The sequence below is a fragment of the Burkholderia sp. IO2 genome, from assembly GCF_029522185.1.
Lineage (GTDB): Bacteria > Pseudomonadota > Gammaproteobacteria > Burkholderiales > Burkholderiaceae > Burkholderia > Burkholderia cenocepacia.
The window spans coordinates 85,057-104,930 of sequence record NZ_JAKWFH010000014.1; the positions used below are offsets into that span (position 1 = coordinate 85,057).

15 protein-coding genes and 2 pseudogenes are annotated in these 19,874 nt (G+C 60.5%); 6 read left to right on the plus strand and 11 right to left on the minus strand.

The features are described 5' to 3' along the window. Positions 1-45: 45 nt before the first annotated feature. Positions 46-1,575 carry a cryptochrome/photolyase family protein gene (locus tag MMB92_RS11670; protein ID WP_062885743.1) on the minus strand — a complete coding sequence of 510 codons (1,530 nt, stop codon included), beginning with the start codon at positions 1,573-1,575 and terminating at the stop codon, positions 46-48. Between the two features lie 273 nt (positions 1,576-1,848). Between MMB92_RS11670 and MMB92_RS11675 the strand changes: the two genes are divergently transcribed. Continuing rightward, positions 1,849-2,820 (plus strand): MerR family transcriptional regulator, encoded by a 972-nt coding sequence (locus tag MMB92_RS11675; protein ID WP_062885744.1) that lies wholly within the window; start codon positions 1,849-1,851, stop codon positions 2,818-2,820. A gap of 85 nt (positions 2,821-2,905) precedes the next feature. Here the strand turns inward: MMB92_RS11675 and MMB92_RS11680 are convergent, their stop codons facing one another. Further along, positions 2,906-3,865 carry an alpha/beta hydrolase gene (locus MMB92_RS11680; protein WP_042973677.1) on the minus strand — a complete coding sequence of 320 codons (960 nt, stop codon included), beginning with the start codon at positions 3,863-3,865 and terminating at the stop codon, positions 2,906-2,908. Positions 3,866-4,277: 412 nt separating this feature from the next. On the opposite strand from MMB92_RS11680, the gene MMB92_RS11685 reads away from it, so the two are divergent. Then, entirely contained in the window at positions 4,278-4,838 is a 561-nt protein-coding gene (locus tag MMB92_RS11685) for a DUF2878 domain-containing protein (RefSeq protein WP_063625718.1), read from the plus strand. A 74-nt stretch (positions 4,839-4,912) separates the two neighbouring features. Then, complete coding sequence (locus MMB92_RS11690) at positions 4,913-6,433, plus strand: deoxyribodipyrimidine photo-lyase (RefSeq protein WP_062885745.1); 1,521 nt, start codon at positions 4,913-4,915, stop codon at positions 6,431-6,433. Positions 6,434-6,597: 164 nt separating this feature from the next. Here MMB92_RS11690 and MMB92_RS11695 read toward each other — a convergent pair whose 3' ends face one another. Beyond that, a complete protein-coding gene (locus MMB92_RS11695; protein ID WP_062885746.1) occupies positions 6,598-7,182 on the minus strand; it encodes a fasciclin domain-containing protein in 585 nt (194 codons plus the stop codon). A gap of 264 nt (positions 7,183-7,446) precedes the next feature. Between MMB92_RS11695 and MMB92_RS11700 the strand changes: the two genes are divergently transcribed. Both MMB92_RS11700 and MMB92_RS11705 read left to right on the plus strand, forming a co-directional pair. Beyond that, the gene (locus tag MMB92_RS11700; protein ID WP_062885747.1) at positions 7,447-8,136 is read left to right on the plus strand and encodes a hypothetical protein; all 690 of its coding nucleotides are present in this window, start codon (positions 7,447-7,449) and stop codon (positions 8,134-8,136) included. Continuing rightward, positions 8,124-8,825 carry a hypothetical protein gene (locus tag MMB92_RS11705; RefSeq protein ID WP_124524270.1) on the plus strand — a complete coding sequence of 234 codons (702 nt, stop codon included), beginning with the start codon at positions 8,124-8,126 and terminating at the stop codon, positions 8,823-8,825. The genes MMB92_RS11700 and MMB92_RS11705 overlap by 13 nt, the downstream gene beginning before the upstream one ends. 185 nt (positions 8,826-9,010) lie before the next feature. Here the strand turns inward: MMB92_RS11705 and MMB92_RS11710 are convergent. After that, a pseudogene (locus MMB92_RS11710) lies at positions 9,011-10,326 on the minus strand (helix-turn-helix transcriptional regulator). Positions 10,327-10,917: 591 nt separating this feature from the next. Here MMB92_RS11710 and MMB92_RS11715 point away from each other — a divergent pair. Continuing rightward, positions 10,918-11,172, plus strand: a pseudogene (locus MMB92_RS11715) (IS3 family transposase); the annotation flags it as partial. 266 nt (positions 11,173-11,438) lie between these two features. On the opposite strand, the gene MMB92_RS11720 reads toward MMB92_RS11715, so the two are convergent. The 7 genes from MMB92_RS11720 to MMB92_RS11750 all read right to left on the minus strand — a co-directional run bounded on the left by MMB92_RS11720 (position 11,439) and on the right by MMB92_RS11750 (position 19,607). Next, on the minus strand, positions 11,439-12,428 hold the full coding sequence (locus MMB92_RS11720) for an alpha/beta hydrolase (protein ID WP_196217759.1): 990 nt from the start codon (positions 12,426-12,428) through the stop codon (positions 11,439-11,441). A 412-nt stretch (positions 12,429-12,840) separates the two neighbouring features. Beyond that, positions 12,841-13,992, minus strand: coding sequence for a reverse transcriptase domain-containing protein (locus MMB92_RS11725; RefSeq protein ID WP_346828518.1), 1,152 nt, complete (start codon positions 13,990-13,992; stop codon positions 12,841-12,843). Positions 13,993-14,091: 99 nt separating this feature from the next. Then, the gene (locus MMB92_RS11730; RefSeq protein WP_062885750.1) at positions 14,092-15,195 is read right to left on the minus strand and encodes a porin; all 1,104 of its coding nucleotides are present in this window, start codon (positions 15,193-15,195) and stop codon (positions 14,092-14,094) included. A gap of 493 nt (positions 15,196-15,688) precedes the next feature. After that, positions 15,689-16,468, minus strand: coding sequence for a cyclase family protein (locus tag MMB92_RS11735; RefSeq protein WP_062885751.1), 780 nt, complete (start codon positions 16,466-16,468; stop codon positions 15,689-15,691). Between the two features lie 192 nt (positions 16,469-16,660). Next, the gene (locus tag MMB92_RS11740) at positions 16,661-18,097 is read right to left on the minus strand and encodes a cytosine permease (protein ID WP_062885752.1); all 1,437 of its coding nucleotides are present in this window, start codon (positions 18,095-18,097) and stop codon (positions 16,661-16,663) included. Between the two features lie 372 nt (positions 18,098-18,469). Next, positions 18,470-19,084 (minus strand): NAD(P)H-dependent oxidoreductase, encoded by a 615-nt coding sequence (locus MMB92_RS11745; RefSeq protein ID WP_062885753.1) that lies wholly within the window; start codon positions 19,082-19,084, stop codon positions 18,470-18,472. A gap of 118 nt (positions 19,085-19,202) precedes the next feature. Next, positions 19,203-19,607, minus strand: coding sequence for a heme-binding protein (locus tag MMB92_RS11750; RefSeq protein WP_277562702.1), 405 nt, complete (start codon positions 19,605-19,607; stop codon positions 19,203-19,205). Positions 19,608-19,874: the final 267 nt, after the last annotated feature.

Consider the following 19,874-nt stretch of genomic DNA (forward strand, 5'->3'; position numbering starts at 1 on the left):
TTCGCACGCTCCGTTTTCGACGGCGGCGGCAGATGACGGAACGGCCTACAGCGATTCGATATTCCGCACCACGCTGTCCGCCTGCATGCGAATCGCTTCGAGCGCCTCGTCATCAAAGCGCGCGAGCTGCCGATAGACCATTCCAATCCGATTGTTGTGCTGCAGCGCGCCGCGGTGCCGGTCGAAAAAGTCCCAGTACAGCGCGTTGAACGGGCATGCGCGCGCGCCGGTTCGAGCATTGCGGTCGTACGCGCAGCCCTTGCAGTAATTGCTCATCCGATGGATGTACGCGGCGCTGGAAACGTAGGGCTTGGTCGCCATTGCCCCGCCGTCGGCGTATTGACTCATGCCGAGCGTGTTCGGCATCTCGACCCATTCGAACGCATCGATATAGACACCGAGGTACCACTCATGCACGTCGTGCGGATCCAGCCCGGCCAGCAGCGCAAAGTTGCCGATCACCATCAGCCGCAGGATGTGATGCGCATGCGCGTCTTCGAGCGACTGCCGCAGCGCATGCGACATGCAGGCCATTCGCGTGCGGCCATCCCAGAACCAATGCGGCAACGGGCGGCGATGACCGAACGCATTGCTGTTTTCATAGCCCGGCATGCGTGCCCAGTACACGCCTCGCACGAACTCGCGCCAGCCCAGTATCTGCCGGATGAATCCTTCGACCGCGGCAAGCGGCGCCGCGCCGCTGTGATACGCGTGCTCGGCCCGCGCGACGACCTCGCGCGGATTCAACATTTTCACATTGAGCGCGAACGACAGCATCGAGTGGAACAGGCGCCGCGCGCTCCCGTGCATCGCGTCCTGGAACTGCCCGAAAAACGGCAGTGCGTGCCGGATGAAGGCGTCGAGGCACGCGAGCGCTTCGGCTCGATCGACGGGCCAGCGAAAGTCGCCGGCCGACGGCTCCCCGAAGCTGCGCACGCCCGCCGCAACGATCTGTTGCCACAGCACGCGATGATCGTGATGCGGACGCCAGTCGGCCGGTTCCGCGGGCGAGCCGGACCATGCCTGGCGGTTTTCGGCATCGTAGTTCCACTGCCCGCCCGCCGGCCGCCCTTCCCCGTCGAGCAATACGCGGTGCCGCACGCGCATGCTCCGGTAGAAGCGATCCATGATCCATGATCGGCCCGTTCCGAGCACATGCCCGACCTCGTCTCGCGTCGTATGGAAATGACCGGTATCGACCGCGCGAACCGGCACGCTCGCCGATGCCGCATAGGCGTTCAGCTGCTGGTCGACACGCCATTCGTCCGGCAGCAGATACTCGATGCACGCTGCGCCGTGAAGCTCGGCGACGCTGTCCAGGTTGGCGGGAATGGCCTGACGATTGAGCGGGTCGTCGATCTCGATGTAGTGCACGCGATGGCCCGCATCGCGCAACAGCGTCGCGAAGCGACGCATCGCCGCAAAGATCGCAATCAGCTTCTGAGCATGATGGAGCGTGTAGTCGGTTTCCTGCCGAACTTCCATCAGCACGTAGATCGTTTCGGCCCGGACATCGGAAAACCAATGATGATTCGGGTCCAGCTGATCCCCGAGGACAAGCCTTAAAGTCTTCATGGAACGCTTCGCGGTTGACGATCGCCGCCTGGGTTGTCGAGACACCTGCGCGTCGAACGAAACACCTTGCCCCTCCGTACGCGCGGCACCGCGCACGCCTGACCAACCTCGCGACACCGAGCGGTACCGCTTCGAAGCATTCTAGCCGGCTCGCGCTTCGCGAACCACCTTTCCTGACGAAAATCCGCATGTTGAATCACTTTCCTGCTTCGTATTTCACGCAAACTGCGTACAATCCTGAGACAACAGTACGTCGACTTCAGGAGAGCAACGATGCCCCCTCGCAAGTATCGCGATACGCCCCATCGCTATCGCAGCGGCGAGGCCGCGCGCCTGGCGCGCATGCCGGCAGCCACGCTGAGAATCTGGGAAAGGCGCTATGGCGTGGTTGCGCCGCCCAAAACGCCGTCCGGACAACGGCTGTACTCGGACGACGACGTCCAGCGAATTCGATTGCTGAAAACGCTCGTCAATCAGGGCCACGCGATCGGCTCGATCGCCAGCCTGAGCCGCGAGGAACTCGAGGCGTTGTCGTTGACGAATACGCGTGACCCGGCGTTTCACGAGGCAAGTGTGAGCCTCGCGGTCGTCGGCGCGCTTTCGATTCCGGAATCCGCGATAGAGCGAATGGGAATCCGGATCGCCGCGCGAATCGACTCGCTCGACGACACGAGCGCGCATGCGGGTACGTCAGTCGATGCCCTCATCGCGACGACCACGTCGCTCCATGAGGATGTCGTTTCGCAGCTCGCTGCCGTGGCGCAACAGCTCAACGCGCACGCCGTGGCCGTCGTATACGGGTTCGGCACGGCAGAGGCGGTCGAGCTGGCGCGTCTGTCGGGGTTCGAGCTGTTCCGGTCGACGGAAGGCCAGACCAACCCGATATCGATCATTTCGAAACTGGCGCAAGCCGTCGTCAAGTCGCGCCAATCGAATGACGCGGATCGCGGGCTCTGGCTGCGCACGCGGCGACGCTTCGACGAGGCGACGCTCGCGTCGCTCAGCGGCCTGTCCACCACCGTCAAATGCGAGTGTCCGCGTCATCTCTCCGAATTGATCATGCAGCTCAGTGCGTTCGAGCGATACAGCGACGAATGCGTGTCGCGATCGCCGGCCGATGCGCTGCTGCACCGCCACCTTGGAGACGCAGCGAACCGGGCAGCCGAATTGCTCGAAACGGCGCTTGCCGTCATTCTTCGCGAAGAGGGATTGGGCGGGTCGACGCCGGAACTGAAGGCGCTGTAGCGCGGCACACGCCGCCGGCTGTTCCGACCTGCCCACGACGGCAGGTGGCGATGCTCTTTCGCGTGCAATGCAGGGCTTGCATCGATCACTGAGCCGAAACCGAAGAACGAGGCGCTGCGGCAGGCGACGTCGGCGGCCTGCCCGTGGTTCCACCATTGGACGCCTTCGCGACGCCATCCACGAACGCGGAGAGATCGTCGAGCACTGACGCCATCCCTCGCAACGGCGCGCCCAGAACACCGACGATCGATGCATGGCTCACGTTCCCGTAACGCATGACCACGACGGTGTCGCCCATCTCTTGCAATGCTCGCGCGAAGCGGGTCGTGTTGCCGGGCTCGACCACGGTGTCGTTCTCCGCGGTGGCCAGCCACATCGGCGGCTCCGTACCCTGAATGAACCGAATTGGCTGGCTCACGGCACGCACTTCCTGCGGGAATATCCTTTCAAGCGTGGTATCGCGCAGCGGCAGGAAATCATAAGCCCCGGCCAGGCCAATCACGCCGGCGATATCGCTCTTCCGCATCGCCTGTGCCGCCAGATAGCGGCCGTCGGTCGCAAGCAATGCGGCAATCTGCGCACCCGCGGAATGCCCCATCAGAAACAGGCGACGTGGATCGCCGCCGAACGCAACCGCGTGCTCGCGTGCCCACGCGACCGCCTGCGCCGCATCGTCGACGAAACCGGGAAAGGTAGTCGCCGGATACGTCCTGTAGTCGGGTAAGACGGCAACAAAACCCCTCGACGCGAGCGCCTCGCCCACGAACAGATAGTCCTTGCGCTCGCCGGACTGCCAGCTTCCGCCGTAAAGGAACACGACCACAGGGGCGCCCGCGCTCGCATCGGCCGGCCAGTGATGCAAGACGCGCGTGGGCAAGTAGACGTCGAGCACCTGGCGTTCGCCGGATCCGTACGGGATACCTGCGAAAAGACTGAACGTGTAGCTCGGCGTCAGCGCATTCAGGAGCCGCACCGGGCTGCACGCGGAGAGGAGACCGGCCGCGAGCAGCACCGACAGGACGACGAGTCCGGCTTTCATGTTCATGGAGATCCCCATACCTGACGATTCCGGCCGCATCCGCCGCCTGGTATGTGGTTTACGGCGCTTGCGCGCAAGCGGATGCATGCATCGCATGGCAGCCGCTCCCCCTTAACGGCATCCAGGTCTTCCGTACGCGCGTGCATCCGTCCGCAACGGAGAGTCGTATGTGGAAGGGAGTTGTGAACAACGCGGAATGCCGACCACCGCTCGCTGCCAAGCAAACGTCCGGTGGCGAGTCCGCTAGTCGACGATAGTGAGAGCCGACTGCCATGAACGTTCTACCTGCCACTTACCCCGAGATGCAACGTCGACATGGCGGCGCGGCGAGCATGCCGTTACCGATCCCGCGCGAGCGATCATGAGAAGCGCGCCGAATCAACTGACGTCGAGCACGCGAAAGTCCGGTACCGCTCGCGTGTACGTCTATCTCGCGACGACCCAGACAGGATGGCTGGTATGCGTGATGACTGCCGCATCGCATCACGCGGCGTGGGGCGTCACCTACGCGCTGATCGCGACAGCCGGCCATCTTCTCTTCGCGCGTCGGCCAGCATCCGAGGCGCGGATTGTCATCACGGTCACGGTGTCCGGATGGTTATGGGACAGCACCGTTGCACATTCCGGCCTGCTCGTGTACCCGAACGGCGTTCTTCTCAAAGGCACAGCGCCGTACTGGCTCGCGGGGCTGTGGGCGCTGTTCGCGATTCAACTCAATACCTTGCTGCACTGGCTTCGGGCGCGACCGCTCATCTCGGCGCTCGTCGGTGCATTCGCAGGCCCCGCATCCTTTCGCGCAGGTGCGGCGCTGGGGGCCGTTCATTTCACCGATCCGGCTGCAGCGCTCGCCGTTCTCGCAACCGGCTGGGCGTTCATCTTGCCGGCCGCGCTTGCGATTGCAAGCCATTGGGATGGCGTAACGCCCCCTTCTCCTCCGCCAATCGGCGCAGGCGACATGAATGACGCCCGCGCCGGATAGAGCCGGAAGCGTCGCAAGCCAGCTTTATCTCCGATCCCGTTCAAATTGCCAACGTACCTTCTCGGGCACCACACATGACAAGCTCCGAACTGCCTTATGAATCCCGCCCCGTTATCGTATGGTTTCGGGATGACCAACGACTCAGCGACAATCCCGCACTCTCTCATGCGGTCAGCACCGGCCATCCTGTTGTTTGCGTCTACGTCTACGACCCTGCCCCGACGCTCGGGCGTCCCATGGGAGGCGCGCAAAAGTGGTGGCTGCACGAGTCGTTGAAAAAACTCGACGGCTCGCTTTCCGCTCTCGGCGGCTCGCTGCTCGTGCTTCGCGGTAACGAACACGAAGCCATCAGGCACCTCGCCGTCGAAACCCGGGCGGCGATGGTTTGCTGGAATCGCCGCTACTCGAAAGCGCAAACGGAAATGGATGCATCGATCAAGAAAGACCTGATCGCGCGCGGCATCGACGTGTCGACATTCAATGGCCACCTTTTGCGGGAACCCTGGACAGTGGCCACGCGCGAAGGCTTGCCGTTCCAGGTATTCAGCGCTTACTGGAAAGCCGCTCGCCGCGACAATTTTTTCCCGCCGTGCCCGCTGTCGGCGCCCGCTCGGGTCACGTTCTTTCCCGTCTCCAAGAACATCAGCGCACACGTCCGTACGCTTCCTGAACTTGCACTGCAGCCCTCGACGCCAGACTGGGCGGAGGGTCTGCGTGCGACCTGGCGATGCGGCGAGGAAGCGGCCGGGCATCAACTCGAGGCCTTCATTGAAAACTCGTTTTCCGATTATGCCGGCGCTCGAGATTTTCCGGCCGCTCGAGCGACGAGCCGGCTTTCTCCCTATCTTCGCTTTGGAAATATCTCGGCCCGGCAGGTGTGGTACGCAACGTTATCAGCGGTAGACACCCTGCGAAGCAGGCGAGTTGTTCGCATTGACGATGCCAAAAATGAGTCGTTGAGCAAGTTCTTCAGTGAACTCGGATGGAGAGAATTCTCGTATTACCTGCTCTATCACTGCAAACCCCTTCATCAGTTCAATTTTCGGCGTCAGTTTGACGCCATGCCGTGGCGCACCGATGCCAAGGCGCTTCGCGCGTGGCAAACGGGGAAAACAGGATATCCGCTGGTAGACGCCGGCATGCGCGAGCTTTGGTACACGGGCTGGATGCACAACCGCGTGCGCATGGTGACAGCGTCATTTCTCACCAAGCACTTGCTGATCGACTGGCGCGAGGGCGAAGCATGGTTCTGGGATACGCTGGTTGATGCGGACGAGGCAAGCAATCCCGCCGGGTGGCAATGGGTGTCAGGAAGCGGCGCCGACGCAGCCCCGTATTTTCGAATCTTCAATCCTGTTTTGCAGGGGAAAAAGTTCGACCCGAGAGGCGAATACACGCGGCGGTGGGTGCCCGAACTATCTGCACTCCCCGCCGAAACGGTCCACAGCCCATGGACCGCTTCCGCTGAAGCGCTGCAAGAAGCATCCATCGCGCTCGGCGCAAGTTATCCCTTTCCGATCGTGGATCACCAGGATGCACGCGCGCGAGCCCTCAGTTCGGTAGATATCCTGAATACACAGAACCAAATGAAGTGACCCTCGATTGCCATCCGGAATCGAATCACGAATCGCCGATTGAAACGTTCGGGCTCGACCGTGCGACGGGGGCGCCCCGACGACATACCGAGAACGACGTGACGTGCGAGCGCGCCCGGCCTGCTTCCGCACATCACGCCTTCCTCCAGGTACAGGCTGAAGTATCAGGGCATCAGCACGGAGTCGACCACGTGAATCACGCCATTGGACTGCATGACATCGCCGATCGTGACGTGCGCGACATTGCCCTTGTCGTCGGTGACGGCTAGTCCGTTCGGGCCATGGCTGACGATCAGGGAATCGCCTTCGACCGTCTTCAGCGTTGCCTTGCCGCCGCCTTGCTCGACCGCCCTGGCAAGGTCGAATGCCGTGAGTCGTCCGGATACGACGTGATACGTCAACACCTTGACGAGCACAGCCTTGTTCTCCGGCTTCAATAACGTCTGCACCGTGCCGGCCGGCAACGCGGCGAATGCTTCGTTGGTCGGTGCAAATACCGTGAAGGGCCCCTTGCTCGACAATGTGTCGACCAGCCCGCCCGCCTTGACCGCTGCGACCAGCGTCGTGTGGTCATGAGAATTCATCGCGTTTTCGACGATGTTCCTCGACGGGTACATCGCGGCGCCACCCACCTCGACCGTCTGCTCCATCGACATGGATCCTGCCTCGGTGGCCGGCGCGTACATGCACGTTGCGAATGCAAGGGCGAGCGCCACGCCACCCAGTTTTGCTTTGCTGAAAGATTTCATTTTAGTACTCCGCAAAATTGCCGCCGTGGTTGGAAGCAATCGGAGATACGAGTCGAGCCGCGCAGCGGATGCAAGGTCGAACACTTCATCGCGGACAGATCTGCGATCCAGGGCATCTCAAGGGTGTCGAAAACCTTGCCCATCTTCAATCGCCACTGCATCCGTTCTCGCTCGGCCACCGTATCTGCGTATGTCATCCAGCCAAGGTGCTCGGTGTCCCACCTCGGGAAATGGCGTCGCGATGGCATTCAGAGGAGACAACTCATGAAGCTTTTCATCGGTATCGTCGTTGCCGCAGCGGCGCCGTTCGCGCTCAGCGCTTGCGGAGGCGGAGATGACATTGCTCCCGTGGCAGCACAACATCCGGAGAATCTGGCCATCTGGACCGCGCTCGGCGGTGATTCGGCTGCCCCCGGCGTAGTGGCCGGCGTGGTCAATGCGGCTGTCGCAGGCCTTTTGGCGGACCCGGTCGAAGCGCCCTATTTTGCGGCCGTATCAGGTAATGCGAGCCACAGCAGTGCAGCCCATGACACCCCCGCACGGCTTGAAGCATGTCTCACGTTGCAGTTTGAATCGCTCCTCGGCGGTCCGTACACCTACCCTGGCCCCGTCAAGGTCGCCGGAGACATCGACTCCCAACCGGAGATGTGCCAAGACATGACGACTGCCCATAACGACGTCGGCGTTCCAGGCTGCGTGTTCGACCAGTTCATGGTGGATCTCGTCGCGACGCTGCAAAGCAAGCTCTCGGCCGCGGACTTTGCCGCACTGACGTCGACGACGAATGGAACGTACACGCTTACCGAGAAAAACTCAGCCGGCATCCCGGTCGGCACAAAATTCCAGTTCAGTGCGGTACCCACCCTCTTCAACCTGCGTAATACCATCATCAGCGCCACACCCGGCGGCCCCGTGTATCTTCCCCCGACGGTTGCATCATCATGTACGGGCTGACGGCGGTGCGAAGGACCCACGTGATCGCGTGGGTCGCTGCGGCACTCTCCGTGAGTGTTGCCGGGATCGGCTGGTTGCACACGACGCAAGGGCGACGGCTCCTCACCGAGCTTGGCGTGAAGTGTCCAGTTGATTCCGTCGATTCCCGAACGGTGCTGTCGATTCGCAACAAAGCGATTTTGCAGGAGAGAGGTGTATCAGCGGCCGCCCACCGTCCTGCGTTTGGCCTGCAGCTCGATCGCAGTACGGAAGCAGAAGTGCTGGAAAGAATGTCGCGATACAAGGCGCAGTGCCTCGAATTGTCCCGAGGCTTGCGCTACCTGCGCTGTCGAGGCGTGCCTGCAGAAACGCTCGGCTCGAATGGACCACCCGTGAGCGAAATATGGTTCAGTTTCGCGCCGGATCACACGTTGATGGCCATCAATGTGTACCGTCGCGACATGTCCGCAGATGAAACACGACGGAGCTGGCAGATCGCCGTCCGGAATCTGCACAATGTGCTCGGAGCGCCAACATCTGTGTCTGGAGATACGACGCTGGAAACGCTTATAGGCAAACCCGTGGCGGTTGCACGGGTGAGCTACGCCTATTCGGATTACGTAGCGACGGTCACCGCATCCCACCTGCCATACGGGGGACTGGCAGTCCGCGAACAGTATATGTCTACCGCGGTCAAGCAAGAAGGGTAAACATTCGGACGAGATGCTCGACCGAGGTCCGGCATCTCGCGAACCGCACCGTTGATGAAGGTCTCCAGGAGTCGGCAAAAGTATCAGTCCGCTTTCCAGCTACGACGACGTCCTAGTTCAGCATCCGCTCGTTAGGAACGTCAATAACGTCGCCTGCGTAAAACGCGGCCCGACGACAAAACGACTCAACTGCTGCGGTTGCTTGTTCGGCCGACTAACCCGCGCTCGCGCGCCCAGACGATCGCCTCGCCGCGGCTGTACACGTCGAGCTTCGCGTAGATCGTCGCGACGTGATTGCGCACGGTGTTCGGCGCGAGCCCGAGACGGCCGGCGATTTCCTTGTTGGTCAGGCCATGGCACAGCAGGTCGAACACGTCGCGCTCGCGCGCGGTCAGGTCCGACGGCTGGGCGCCCGCATCCGGCGCATTCGCGCGCCGCACGTTCGCCAGCTTCTCGATCAGCGTGCGGCTGAACCAGAACGCATCCTGCATCGCCGTTTCGATCGCGTAGACGAGCTCCATCTCGGTACGCTTGCGGTCGCTGATGTCGAGCAGCGCGACGAGCAGGCAGTCGCGCCCGTGAATCGCGACGGGGTCGGACGACACGACGCAATCGCGCACGTCGCCTTCACGCGTGCGGATCCGCACATCGGCGTTGCGCACGTTGCCGTCGCGCGCCAGCCGGTCTTCGATGCGCTGCCACGCGGCGCGTTCGGCCCACAGCCCGATCTCCTCCGCGAATTTGCCGAGCAGGTCGTCCTGCGGATGGCCCGTCATCGCGGCGAACGCGCCGTTCACGTCGAGCAACGGCCGTGACGATCGCGGTGGGGACCGGTGCCATCTGGAACGCCGTCGCGGAGCGTTCCTCGCTCTGCCGCAGTGCACGCTCGGCCTGCTTGCGCGGCTCGAGATCCATGAACGTGAACAGCATGCACGCTTCGTCGTTCATGTCGATCGGCTGCCCGGCGACCACCATGGCCTTCGTGCTGCCGTCCGCGAGCTTCAGCACGGCCTCCATCTGCGGAATCGTCGCGCCTTCGCCGAGCCGCTCGATCGCGAGTTCGCGCCGCTCGGCCTGTTCGAGCACGTCGACCTCGTATACCGAGCGGCCGAGCACGTCTTCATGCATGTGGCCGGTCATGTCGAGAAAGCCCTGGTTGACCTTCACGTAGCACAGGTCGTCGAGCCGGCAGATCACGGCCGGCGCCGGGTTCGCGTTGAAGATGCGCTCGAAGCGCTCCTCGGCGCTCGCCCATTCGGTTGCGTCGTGCACCACGAGCGCGAGGCAGTTCGGTTCGCCGGCGGCGTTCGTCAGCACGAGGCTGCGGATGCGGTGGACCTAGCTCACGCTTTCGTCGGAGGCCGATTCGATTTCGACCGGCACGTCGCTGAACTCCTCGCCCGCGATCACGCGATCCATCGGATTTCCCAGGGCGGTTCAGGTGCAACTGGCGGCGGTCGGGATACGACTTCAGCGCCTGTTCGTTGTCCAGTTCGTTCATCGGTTCCTTGTCTATTTCGTCCCGTCATCTTGATGGCTTGATCCACCATCTTCGATGTGGCCATGTCAGAAGACGCTCTTTTGTTCGGCAACGAAAGGTAGATACTAACCCATTGTTTTATATGAATAGTTATTTGGGGCCGCAAGGCAAGGTCTTGTCAGGCTTAAAGGCGTCCAACTGGAAAAACGCGCGGGAATCAAAGGCACCCCTGATGGCGTGGGACACCGCGCCCGTGCAACGCGATATCGACGCTTGTAGTGGACAACCGGTCGAAGCGGACCGATTGCGGCGAATCCCTCCCACTCACACGGGTGGTATCAACGTGCGCGGCATCTTCGATTTCCCAGTGACTCTCTATCCGGAGCGGACTTTGCCAATGTCGCGGCCGACAACGCCATCGCATCAACTCGCCACCGAGCCTAACAAGCAGGCCTTTCGGGCCTGCTTGCACAGCTGGTAATAGTGGAATTTCGAGCCGACACTACCTGCTGACAACAGCCAGCGACCTCCAAGCGAGGGGTAGACAGTATCGCTTTGATTTATATAGGTATTTATTTGGGGGCGCAAGGCGAGGCATTACTGGGGGGGGCATTCCTGAAGGCGCACCATATGGTGCCAAGCATGAGTCGGCGCGGTAATTGCCACGACAATGCCGTGGCCGAGAGCTTCTTCAGCGCCCTAAAAAAGGAGCGAATCAAGCGGCGCATCTATCCGAGTCGGGCGACGGCGACCTCGGACCTGTTCGATTACATCGAAATGTTTTATAACCCGGTTCGTCGGCACGGTTCCGCCGGCGATCTTTCACCGATTGAGTTTGAGCAGCGCTACGCGTTAAACGGCTCGTGAGTGTCTATGAAACTCTGGCCGGTCCAGGGCCTCACACACGAAATTACGGATACCTCCCTCCGGATCCCTCCCAAGCGACGGCTACTGCTTTTCCGTCCTGTCCAGTAATTTCGGCTACCACCGCAGCCGCGCCGGATTTATTGGATCCATCGGCCTCGACCACTGCAGTGCCACGCGCCGCCAACGCTTTCGCTATCGCATCACCGATTCATTTGGACTCGTCGGCTAACAGTTCGACCTTTCCTTCCAGATAACCTCTACTTACATCAGAGCTCGCGCGCTTCACGGTTAACCTGGGCGAGCGCACAGAGCCCGGCAATACCGTATGGGTTGCCAAGTGTCTCCAGTATCTCGACGTGGTTATAGCCTCGTCCAATGACGAGACTCGCAGGCTTACCCGCTTTCCGAACGGCCGCCGCAAAATCGTCGCTTTGCCGCACGAACTCAGGAGTCTCGAGTGTTCCGTGCACCAGCACCAACGGTACCCGCAACTGAGCAAGATGGCGCTGAGGACTCAGACGCTCCTCCGCCTCGTCGGTGAACTTCACGTACTTGCTCCGTGACGACAGGCGCACGGGCTTCAGATCGTATATCCCACTGACCAGCGTTGCGGCCTTGATGAAATCCCCCGGCATCCGGAAGTCCCTCTCCCAGTTCGTGGTGAGCGCAACAGCCGCCAGGTGCGCCCCCGAAGAGTGACCGGATAGATAGATCCGGTCAGGATCACCGCCAAACGATGCTGCATTCCTGTAAACCCACTCTAGGCATCGATTGACCTGCTCGGACATCTGCATGAGGTTTCCCCCGGCCTCGATCACGTTAATGAAATCCGGAGCAATAAAATGCACGCCTCGCTTCACGAACATCTCGGCAATGAAACCGAACTGACTTGCCGAACCGGCGCGCCAAGCTCCACCGTGAACAAAAATGTGAATCGGTGCCTTTTGCGCATTGGTCGGATACAAGTCTAGCGTTTCGACAGACGTTGACCCGTACTTAAGTCTTCTCGGCCCGCCCAGTCGGGCACGCGCGTCTTCGCTATTGGTCTCCCAACGTTTGATCACGGTGTCCAGGTTGGGTGCATAAGCCGCCTGATCATAAGCCCTGTCCAACGATTCCTGATCGAAGTCCAGCCATACGGGCTTGCCGTGCTGTGCGCTCTGTTGGGCGCCGACTTTACTCGCGAGTGCGGCGGCCGTTGCGGCGACCGCGCCCGATAAAACCCTTCTGCGGCTCGCATCGATGATCTTTCTCATCTTCTTTCCCATGGTGACTAACATGCACGGCAACTACGTTCCTTCTCGGTTCAACCTACGGCGGTCCCGATCGTCGATGTTCCCACCAATCGGCAGACGAACTCGAGTGCTATCACGATTCCCGGCACACGCGTTCGTGAAAGACTCGCGCTTTGACCGTACACGTACTATATGCGAGTGTAGGTGGATGAATATTCCGGCGTCAAGACATCGGTTCGGCGCCTCGCGTGATGCACTAGCAACCGTCCGGGGCGCGATGCCGGTAACGATCGCGAGCGTCGAAGGCGCGGGAAAGCGCCAGTTGAACACCCTGCGCCTCGTGCCGCCCTTCGCTTATCGATCGCGGTAGGAATGCCCATTACTGGACACCCCCCGCACAGATCCCGGCGTGCCCAATTCGGGCACCGGGCTCCTACCTTGAGTGTTTGACGGCGAAACGCCGGTCCGGCCACGGATGAAGGATTCGAGGTTGGGGGAGCCACGCATCCGCGATCCGCTCGACCCGCGTCCACGTCATGTGGTCCTTCTGGCTGCGACGCCGAAGCGCTCGCCGCCAGAGATCCACGACGTGGTAACGGAACGCGCCAAGTGCTCGCGAGTTCGTCGGGACCGCGTGGTACGCAAAGTACCCGCGAACCACCTGCCCGAGCCATTTCCCCTGCACGGGAATCGGTTCGTGCATGCGCCGCCGTAGTTCCTCCTTGATCTGCCTGAGCCTCGCCCGCATGCGATCACTGCGGGTCTTCCGCTGAAGCTGGAAGGCGCCGCGACGCGATTTGCCGCAGATAAAGATGAAGCCCAGGAAGGCGAAGGTCTCCGGCCGGCCAAGGCCGCGGCTTCGGCGGTTGGCCGCCGCATAGCGTCCAAACTCCAGCAGCCTCGTCTTGTCCGGGTGGAGCGCAAGCGCAAACTCTTCCAGCCTCGAACGCATCGCATCCCAGAAGCGCCGCGCGTCAGCTTCGTGCTCGAAGCCGACCACGACATCATCCGCGTAGCGCAGGATGATGACGTTGCCTTTGGCTTCGCGCCGTCGCCACCGATTGGCCCAGAGGTCAAATACGTAGTGCAGGTACACGTTCGCGAACAATGGCGAAGCCACTGATCCCTGTGGGGTACCTGTCTCACTCACGCTCAACTCCCCGTCTTCCAGCACGCCCGCCTTGAGCCACTTGCGCACAAGACGGATGATGCGTTGGTCGCCGATCCGGTGCTCAATGAAACGGACCAGCCATTCCTGGCTGACCGAGTCGAAGAAGCTCCGAATATCCGCGTCCAATATCCAGTTCACCGGGGTACTGGTGATCGCTGTCGCCAATGCATCCAACGCATCGTGCTGACTGCGCCCGGGCCGGAACCCGTACGAGAATCCGAGGAAGTCCCCCTCGTAGATCGCGTTCAGCACCTCGACCACTGCACGCTGGACGATCTTGTCCTCCAGCGCAGCAATCCCCAGCGGGCGCTGTTTGCCTTCCGCGTTCTGAACCGCGTCGGCACCCGGAATAACACAACTATCGCGGCTCAATGGCTGGCCCACACGTTCCCCTACCGACGCTTCGCCGATCACCTCGCGGTGGCCTGCGCACGGCTCGGGGCCGATGTGGTTCGCTACACCTTCATCGTGGCGGACTTACACCGCCTACTCCTTGCCGGTCTCCCGGCGCACTCAGAAGATGTGCCGGATGCCGATCCGCAACGCCAGTTGGTTTCGACCGGACGATGGACCGAACAGCGTGATTTGCGCTTGCGCGCCGTTGCCCGACGTGCGTTGGAATGCGGCGGTCGCGTATATGTCCGTACGCTTCGAAAGAGAATAGTCGAACGTTGTGTTGACTTGCTGCGCCTTGTTTCCATTAAGTACCGCGTTTCCGTCCATGAACTGATAAGCCACTTCGATACGCAGGAACGGGTTGACGGGATACAGGCCACCGACCTCGTACACATTCACGACTCCGCTAGTTGCCGTATTTCTCGTATTTGTATAGAGAAGGTCGACATAGGCGGGCCCGACAAACACACCGCCACCGAGGCCAAAGGTCCGGATGCCAGAATTCCCGTTGTTCATGGTCGGATAACGGACATACGTGTAGGCAGCGTCAAGATTGAACAGACTATTGCCATAGTCGATACCGAAGCTCTGCGAGCTATTTTGCGAGAATGCGCCTGCAACGCCGCCGAACCCGTACATGGCGCCAAAGCTGAATCCCTTGATATCCGGGCTCTCGTACTTGACCGCGTTGGCGAGACGTTGACCGGAGACGCGGTCGAAATCGAATCCGCCAGCCGGCAGGTTGGGAACGTTCAACGCGTTGAAGGGGCCTTGACGGAGGTTCTGAAGCGTAATGACCGGGAACGCCGGGCCGTAACGCCGAATCGCCAGCGACGTGAACATGAAGTCATACTGATTACCCAACGTTACGCGGCCCCATTTTTTGTCGGCCAGCGCCAAATACGTCAGTCGACCGAACGTGTTTCCGATCGATGCGCCCGTCCCTTCGTTAAATTGCCCTTCGATCACGAACGTCGCCGACAACCCTCCCCCCAAGTCCTCCTTGCCGCGAAATCCGAACAAGTTCGGCGCGATCACACCACTACCGAAAGAGAACTGCCTCTTCCCTCCGACGTTGCTGACGTAATCGAGGCCTGTATCCAGTACCCCGTATATCTCGACGCTGCTTTGCGCATGTGCAGCGACCGCCACACATCCAAACGATGCTGCAACGACAACGGTCAACGCGGCCGTCCTGCGCTTGATTGCCTCCCCCTTCATCCCTGCTCTCCTCTCGCCGATCAAGATTGAACTTCGCTAGCTGCACCCGATGCGGTGTCATCCATGACCGGGCACGACTCGATCATCAAAGTCCAAAAGTCGTCCAGCCATCCAATTTGTGCACGATTAATCCGAATGACGAAGATGAGTACACCTACATCATCGACGTCGAGCCCAATGTTCTTTGCGCTGCATTGGGGCGCCGTGCGACGCAGCGTGATCACGGTATGCGAGACGGCAATATGGCGAGATATCGGAGATGCTTGACGTCGGAATGTCGTCTGACTCGAGATCGCGAACTGAGGATTCGAGATGGAGCGCCTGCATGTCTGCTATCGGTGGCGGTTCCACTTCGCGCCGGAAATCGACGCCGAGGAAGCGATAGCGCCCGAGGAAGGCGAGTCCGGGATAGATGTCCCAGGAGCGAGGAGCAAATGCACGGCAAAGAATTCGGGGGCACTGAACCAACCGTGCCCCCGACCCAACTTGGTGCTTAACGCTCCACCAGCGCGAGTACCCGGCACGGGCTACCCGAACCGCGCTTGATCTTCAGCGGCGGCGTAATCAGCATCGATCCGGTGGGCGGCAAGCGGTCCAGATTGGCCAGGCTAGACAGGCCGAACTTGTTGCTGCCGTGCATCGTATGGTGACACGGGAACGGCTTCGCGAACGCGTAGGCCTGCCCGGCGTCGGTGCCGACGGGTTCCGTACCAAAACCGATCACATCGCGCTCCTTGGCCAAAAATTCCGGCAGATCCTCCGCCGGTCCCGGCGAATGACCACCGTCCTCCCGCGTATTCAAGAAGCCATCGGTCAAATTGCGCGACGACCAGCCCGTGCGCATCAACACCCACGCGCCGGCAGGAATTCGCCCGTAGTCCTTCTCCCATGCCTCGACGTCGGCAACGGTCAACAGAAAATCCTCGTTTTCCTTGACCCGATCCGAGACATCGATCACACACGCCGGGGCGATGAATTTCTGCACCGAGATGGTATCCGTCGCACCGTCCGGATAGTCCTTGCCCGTGATCCAGTGCACGGGCGCATCGAAGTGCGTACCGGTGTGTTCGCCGCACGAAAAGTTGTTCCAATACCAGTTCGGCCCGCGCTCGTCGAAGTTCGAGATCTCGTCCAGGCGGAACGGGGCCGTCTGACCGTATTGAGGCGGCAGCCCGATGATCGGCGTGCGCGCCTGCAAGGTATGGCTCAAGTCGATGACCTCGATCGTGCCCTTGGCGATCGCTTCTGAAAACTGCTTCAGGATTTTGCTCATACGTAGTACTCCTTCACTCTCTCTTTGTTACGGCTTGAAAATCAGTTCCGACGTAGCCGCCGATGATGCACCCAACCCCTCATCGAGCAGCGCAATGCCGCGCGTCGGCTCGTGGTCTCGTCGAGCATGAAACGCGGTGACCGCGTCAACGGCAATGTGCTTGCCGGGATATCGCTTCGTGAACGATGCCCGTCAGAGCATCGCTGCTGCTGGTCGACTCGCCCGGTTCGGCTTGAGAACCGTCAGGCGCAACGCGGGATAAACCACGATGCAAATCGCAACGGTCGTGATTGCTTCCACGGGAATGATCTGTGCGAGCAGATAGTGCGAGGTGATCACCGCGACGATCAGTGTGACGACCCCTGCCCAATTGACGTTCTCCGCCGGCGCCTTCAAATCCAACTCTTCCTTCGAGACACGCCTGACGATGAAAAAGTCAGCGACGACAATGCCCGCAAACGCCGTCGTCAGCACCCCGAGGATCGTGATCCAGGAATTGACCAGCGCAAGAATTTGCCCATAGAGCATCAGCAATCCAACGATGTTGGCAAGAACCACGAACGTCAGTCGGCCGGGACGGAAATTGAGCGCATCGAAAAGATTGGAGAGCGACAAGGACGCGCTGTACGTGTTCAGCACCTGCGTCTTGCCCTGAGCAAGGACCATCAGCAAAGCCCCCATCACACCACCGAAGACCACGAATGCGGCGGTAATGCTGTCCGGGCTTTGCAGCGACGCGTGCATCGCGGCCTCCCGTGTCATACCGGCCGTATGCATGTAGAAATCCACGAGTGAAGGGATACCCGCGTACATGATCACACCGCCGAGCACGAGCATCAGCACATCCATTGACAGATTACCCAGCAATGCAGCAATTCCGATGTCTCGCGAGCGGCGAGCATATCGACCGAGATCGGCATCGAACAACGCAAGCGCGCCTGCGGACCCGATAAGGACATTCACCGCGAAGATGAACTTGTGCATGTCGCTGCCTGCACCCATCGCCTTGAGCGTATCGACCGGAAATTGCGATCCAAACGAGAACAGGTCGGCTGCGGAGTGCGGACTACTGGAAATGACCACTTCCATGATGTAGGCCAGCACGATCAGCGACAGAATCAGAGCGATCGACGAGACCCGGGCAACGAGCTTGAATCCATATGCCGTGAGGAACACCCAGAGGATTGTCATCAAGCCATAAATGACGATTCGGGCAGTGAGCGTATCCGCGATCCCCAGATAAAAGATGAAGCCCTTGTACAACAGCGCATTCTCGAGCGCCAGAAACCCGATGATCATGAACGCAAAAATCAGCGAAGAGACGATCGACCCTCTGCGACCGAACCCGAAGTAACGGGACATGACGGTGCTGGAAAGACCCGATCGATACGCGACATGGCCGCATGCCCAGCCAAGCAGCGCGCCGACAATGGTCACAACGACCCCGGCAAGCAAGCCGACCTTGATACCGGCCACGAACGTGACCAACGCACCGAAAAATAGTTGAACCAGGGATACGACGATGCCCGCCGTACTCCAGGTCAAAGACAACCATCCTTGCCGAGCATCGTCCGGCACGGGCTCCAGTGCGTGATCCTCCATCTTCACGCTCAAACTTTCTTCCTTCATTTCTCGCTCCTGTTGATACCGCTAGTCACTCGCTGGCCCGATGGCTCGAACGTCACATCCAGCATATATGTACGTGTACGTACTATATGGAAAGTAGTCGGCCGATTTAATGCTGTCTATAGGGGAAACCACAATTCGGATCAAACGACGTTAAACGGCAAATCCATCATGCTCATATCGGCTGCCTCTGTCGCTCAACTAGGCAGAAATTGACCCCGTTTAATACTTATATCCTTCGTATTTCTAACCATTACAACAGCGTTCCGCACGCAATACGTCCCGCCTTTCAATCGCAAAGCATCGCCCGGTGCCGACCCACAAACCGCGGTGTCGACGTGGTCGTCGTCTCGCATCGATGCGATCACGGTTGCTTCAATCGCGGATAGTCCATTGCGCTGCTTTTTCTTCGAGCACAGCAAGCGGCTCTTCAACAAAAGCAAGGCCGGTGGCATGCACGAAGGTAATGTCTTTGATACCAATGACGCCCAACACGGTGGTCAGGTAAGGACGAAAGAAATCCGGCTGGCGAGGCGGCTCGTGAAACATCGCGCCGCCGGATGTAACCGCAATATACGTAGGACGATCGCGCAACAAGCCCACCTTGCCTTTTTCCGTTGCCACGAACGTTACGTCGCGGCGAACGACAAGGTCGATCCAGGTCTTGAGTGCAGCTGGCACCGTGAAGTTATGCACGGGGGTCGAGATCCACAGTACGTCCGCTGCGTCGAGCTCCTGAATCAGTTGATCGGAAACAGCAAGCGCCGCGCCATACCGCTCTCTTGCCCCCGCGGCAGGTAAAAGCAGGGATTCGGCATATTCGGCTGTAAGAGGCGGCAGCGGCTCAGTGCCGATCTTGCGCCGTGTCACCTGAATGTTTCGTCCGGTGCGGGCCATCAACGTTGGCAACAAATGCTCGGTGAAGTACCGGCTTGTCGAGTTGTCGTTCCGCGGGCTGCAATCAAGCAGAAGCAAATTTGTAGCGTTCATCAGTCAATCCATGCTGAATCAAATCGGCTTTCAGGCCCACCGCGATTGAAGGCGAAACACGCGGCGAGCTTCGCCTGTTCGCTGGCAGCCGGTACCACGGTGATACCGACAACCTGCATCAATGGCCGAGCGTATTCGCTCCCGCCTTCGCAATCCGGGCGTCTTCACCCGGCTTGACACCCGAGACGCCAATGGCGCCCACCACCTGCCCGTCGACGACGACCGGAATGCCACCCTCCAGCGTCGCGACGAGAGGCGCAGTGACAAATGCCGTTCTGCCGGCGTTGATCATTTCCTCGTACATCCGCGACTCGCGGCGCCCGAGCGCCGACGTACGTGCTTTGCCAATCGCCATTTCGGCGGCGATCGGCGCGCAATCGTCGAGCCGAAGCAAACCAAGCAGATGACCACCGTCATCGACCACGGCGATCGCTACCGGCCATTGGTTCGATTCGGCCTCTGCACGTGCCGCATCCATGATTCGTTCAACCTCTGCGACGGTCAAAACAGACTTTCTTTGCACCTTCGTTTCTCTCCAGATGTTTCAGCGCGCGGTACCACGCCGTGGAACGGTATGGGGTGGGTAGGCGCGAAAATGGCGTCGAACACGGGACCCGCTTGAACCTATCGTCTGGCGACACAAATCGCGCCGCCATCCGGTTTCGGCAACATAAATCCCGTGAGCGAAAGAGAGATTCAGTAGCCCGCGTTACCAGTAACAACTGGTTGGGTATTGACGGCCTTACCCCGCCAGCGGGGCGCACGATGCACTCGCGGCGCGGCCGTACTG

Bases quoted from the DNA above. Each gene is read 5' to 3' on its own strand.
- MMB92_RS11670 (WP_062885743.1), bottom strand. From the start codon at position 1,575: ATGAAGACTTTAAGGCTTGTCCTCGGGGATCAGCTGGACCCGAATCAT.
- MMB92_RS11675 (WP_062885744.1), top strand. From the start codon at position 1,849: ATGCCCCCTCGCAAGTATCGCGATACGCCCCATCGCTATCGCAGCGGC.
- MMB92_RS11680 (WP_042973677.1), bottom strand. From the start codon at position 3,865: ATGAACATGAAAGCCGGACTCGTCGTCCTGTCGGTGCTGCTCGCGGCC.
- MMB92_RS11690 (WP_062885745.1), top strand. From the start codon at position 4,913: ATGACAAGCTCCGAACTGCCTTATGAATCCCGCCCCGTTATCGTATGG.
- MMB92_RS11695 (WP_062885746.1), bottom strand. From the start codon at position 7,182: ATGAAATCTTTCAGCAAAGCAAAACTGGGTGGCGTGGCGCTCGCCCTT.
- MMB92_RS11700 (WP_062885747.1), top strand. From the start codon at position 7,447: ATGAAGCTTTTCATCGGTATCGTCGTTGCCGCAGCGGCGCCGTTCGCG.
- MMB92_RS11705 (WP_124524270.1), top strand. From the start codon at position 8,124: ATGTACGGGCTGACGGCGGTGCGAAGGACCCACGTGATCGCGTGGGTC.
- MMB92_RS11720 (WP_196217759.1), bottom strand. From the start codon at position 12,428: ATGAGAAAGATCATCGATGCGAGCCGCAGAAGGGTTTTATCGGGCGCG.
- MMB92_RS11730 (WP_062885750.1), bottom strand. From the start codon at position 15,195: ATGAAGGGGGAGGCAATCAAGCGCAGGACGGCCGCGTTGACCGTTGTC.
- MMB92_RS11735 (WP_062885751.1), bottom strand. From the start codon at position 16,468: ATGAGCAAAATCCTGAAGCAGTTTTCAGAAGCGATCGCCAAGGGCACG.
- MMB92_RS11740 (WP_062885752.1), bottom strand. From the start codon at position 18,097: ATGAAGGAAGAAAGTTTGAGCGTGAAGATGGAGGATCACGCACTGGAG.
- MMB92_RS11745 (WP_062885753.1), bottom strand. From the start codon at position 19,084: ATGAACGCTACAAATTTGCTTCTGCTTGATTGCAGCCCGCGGAACGAC.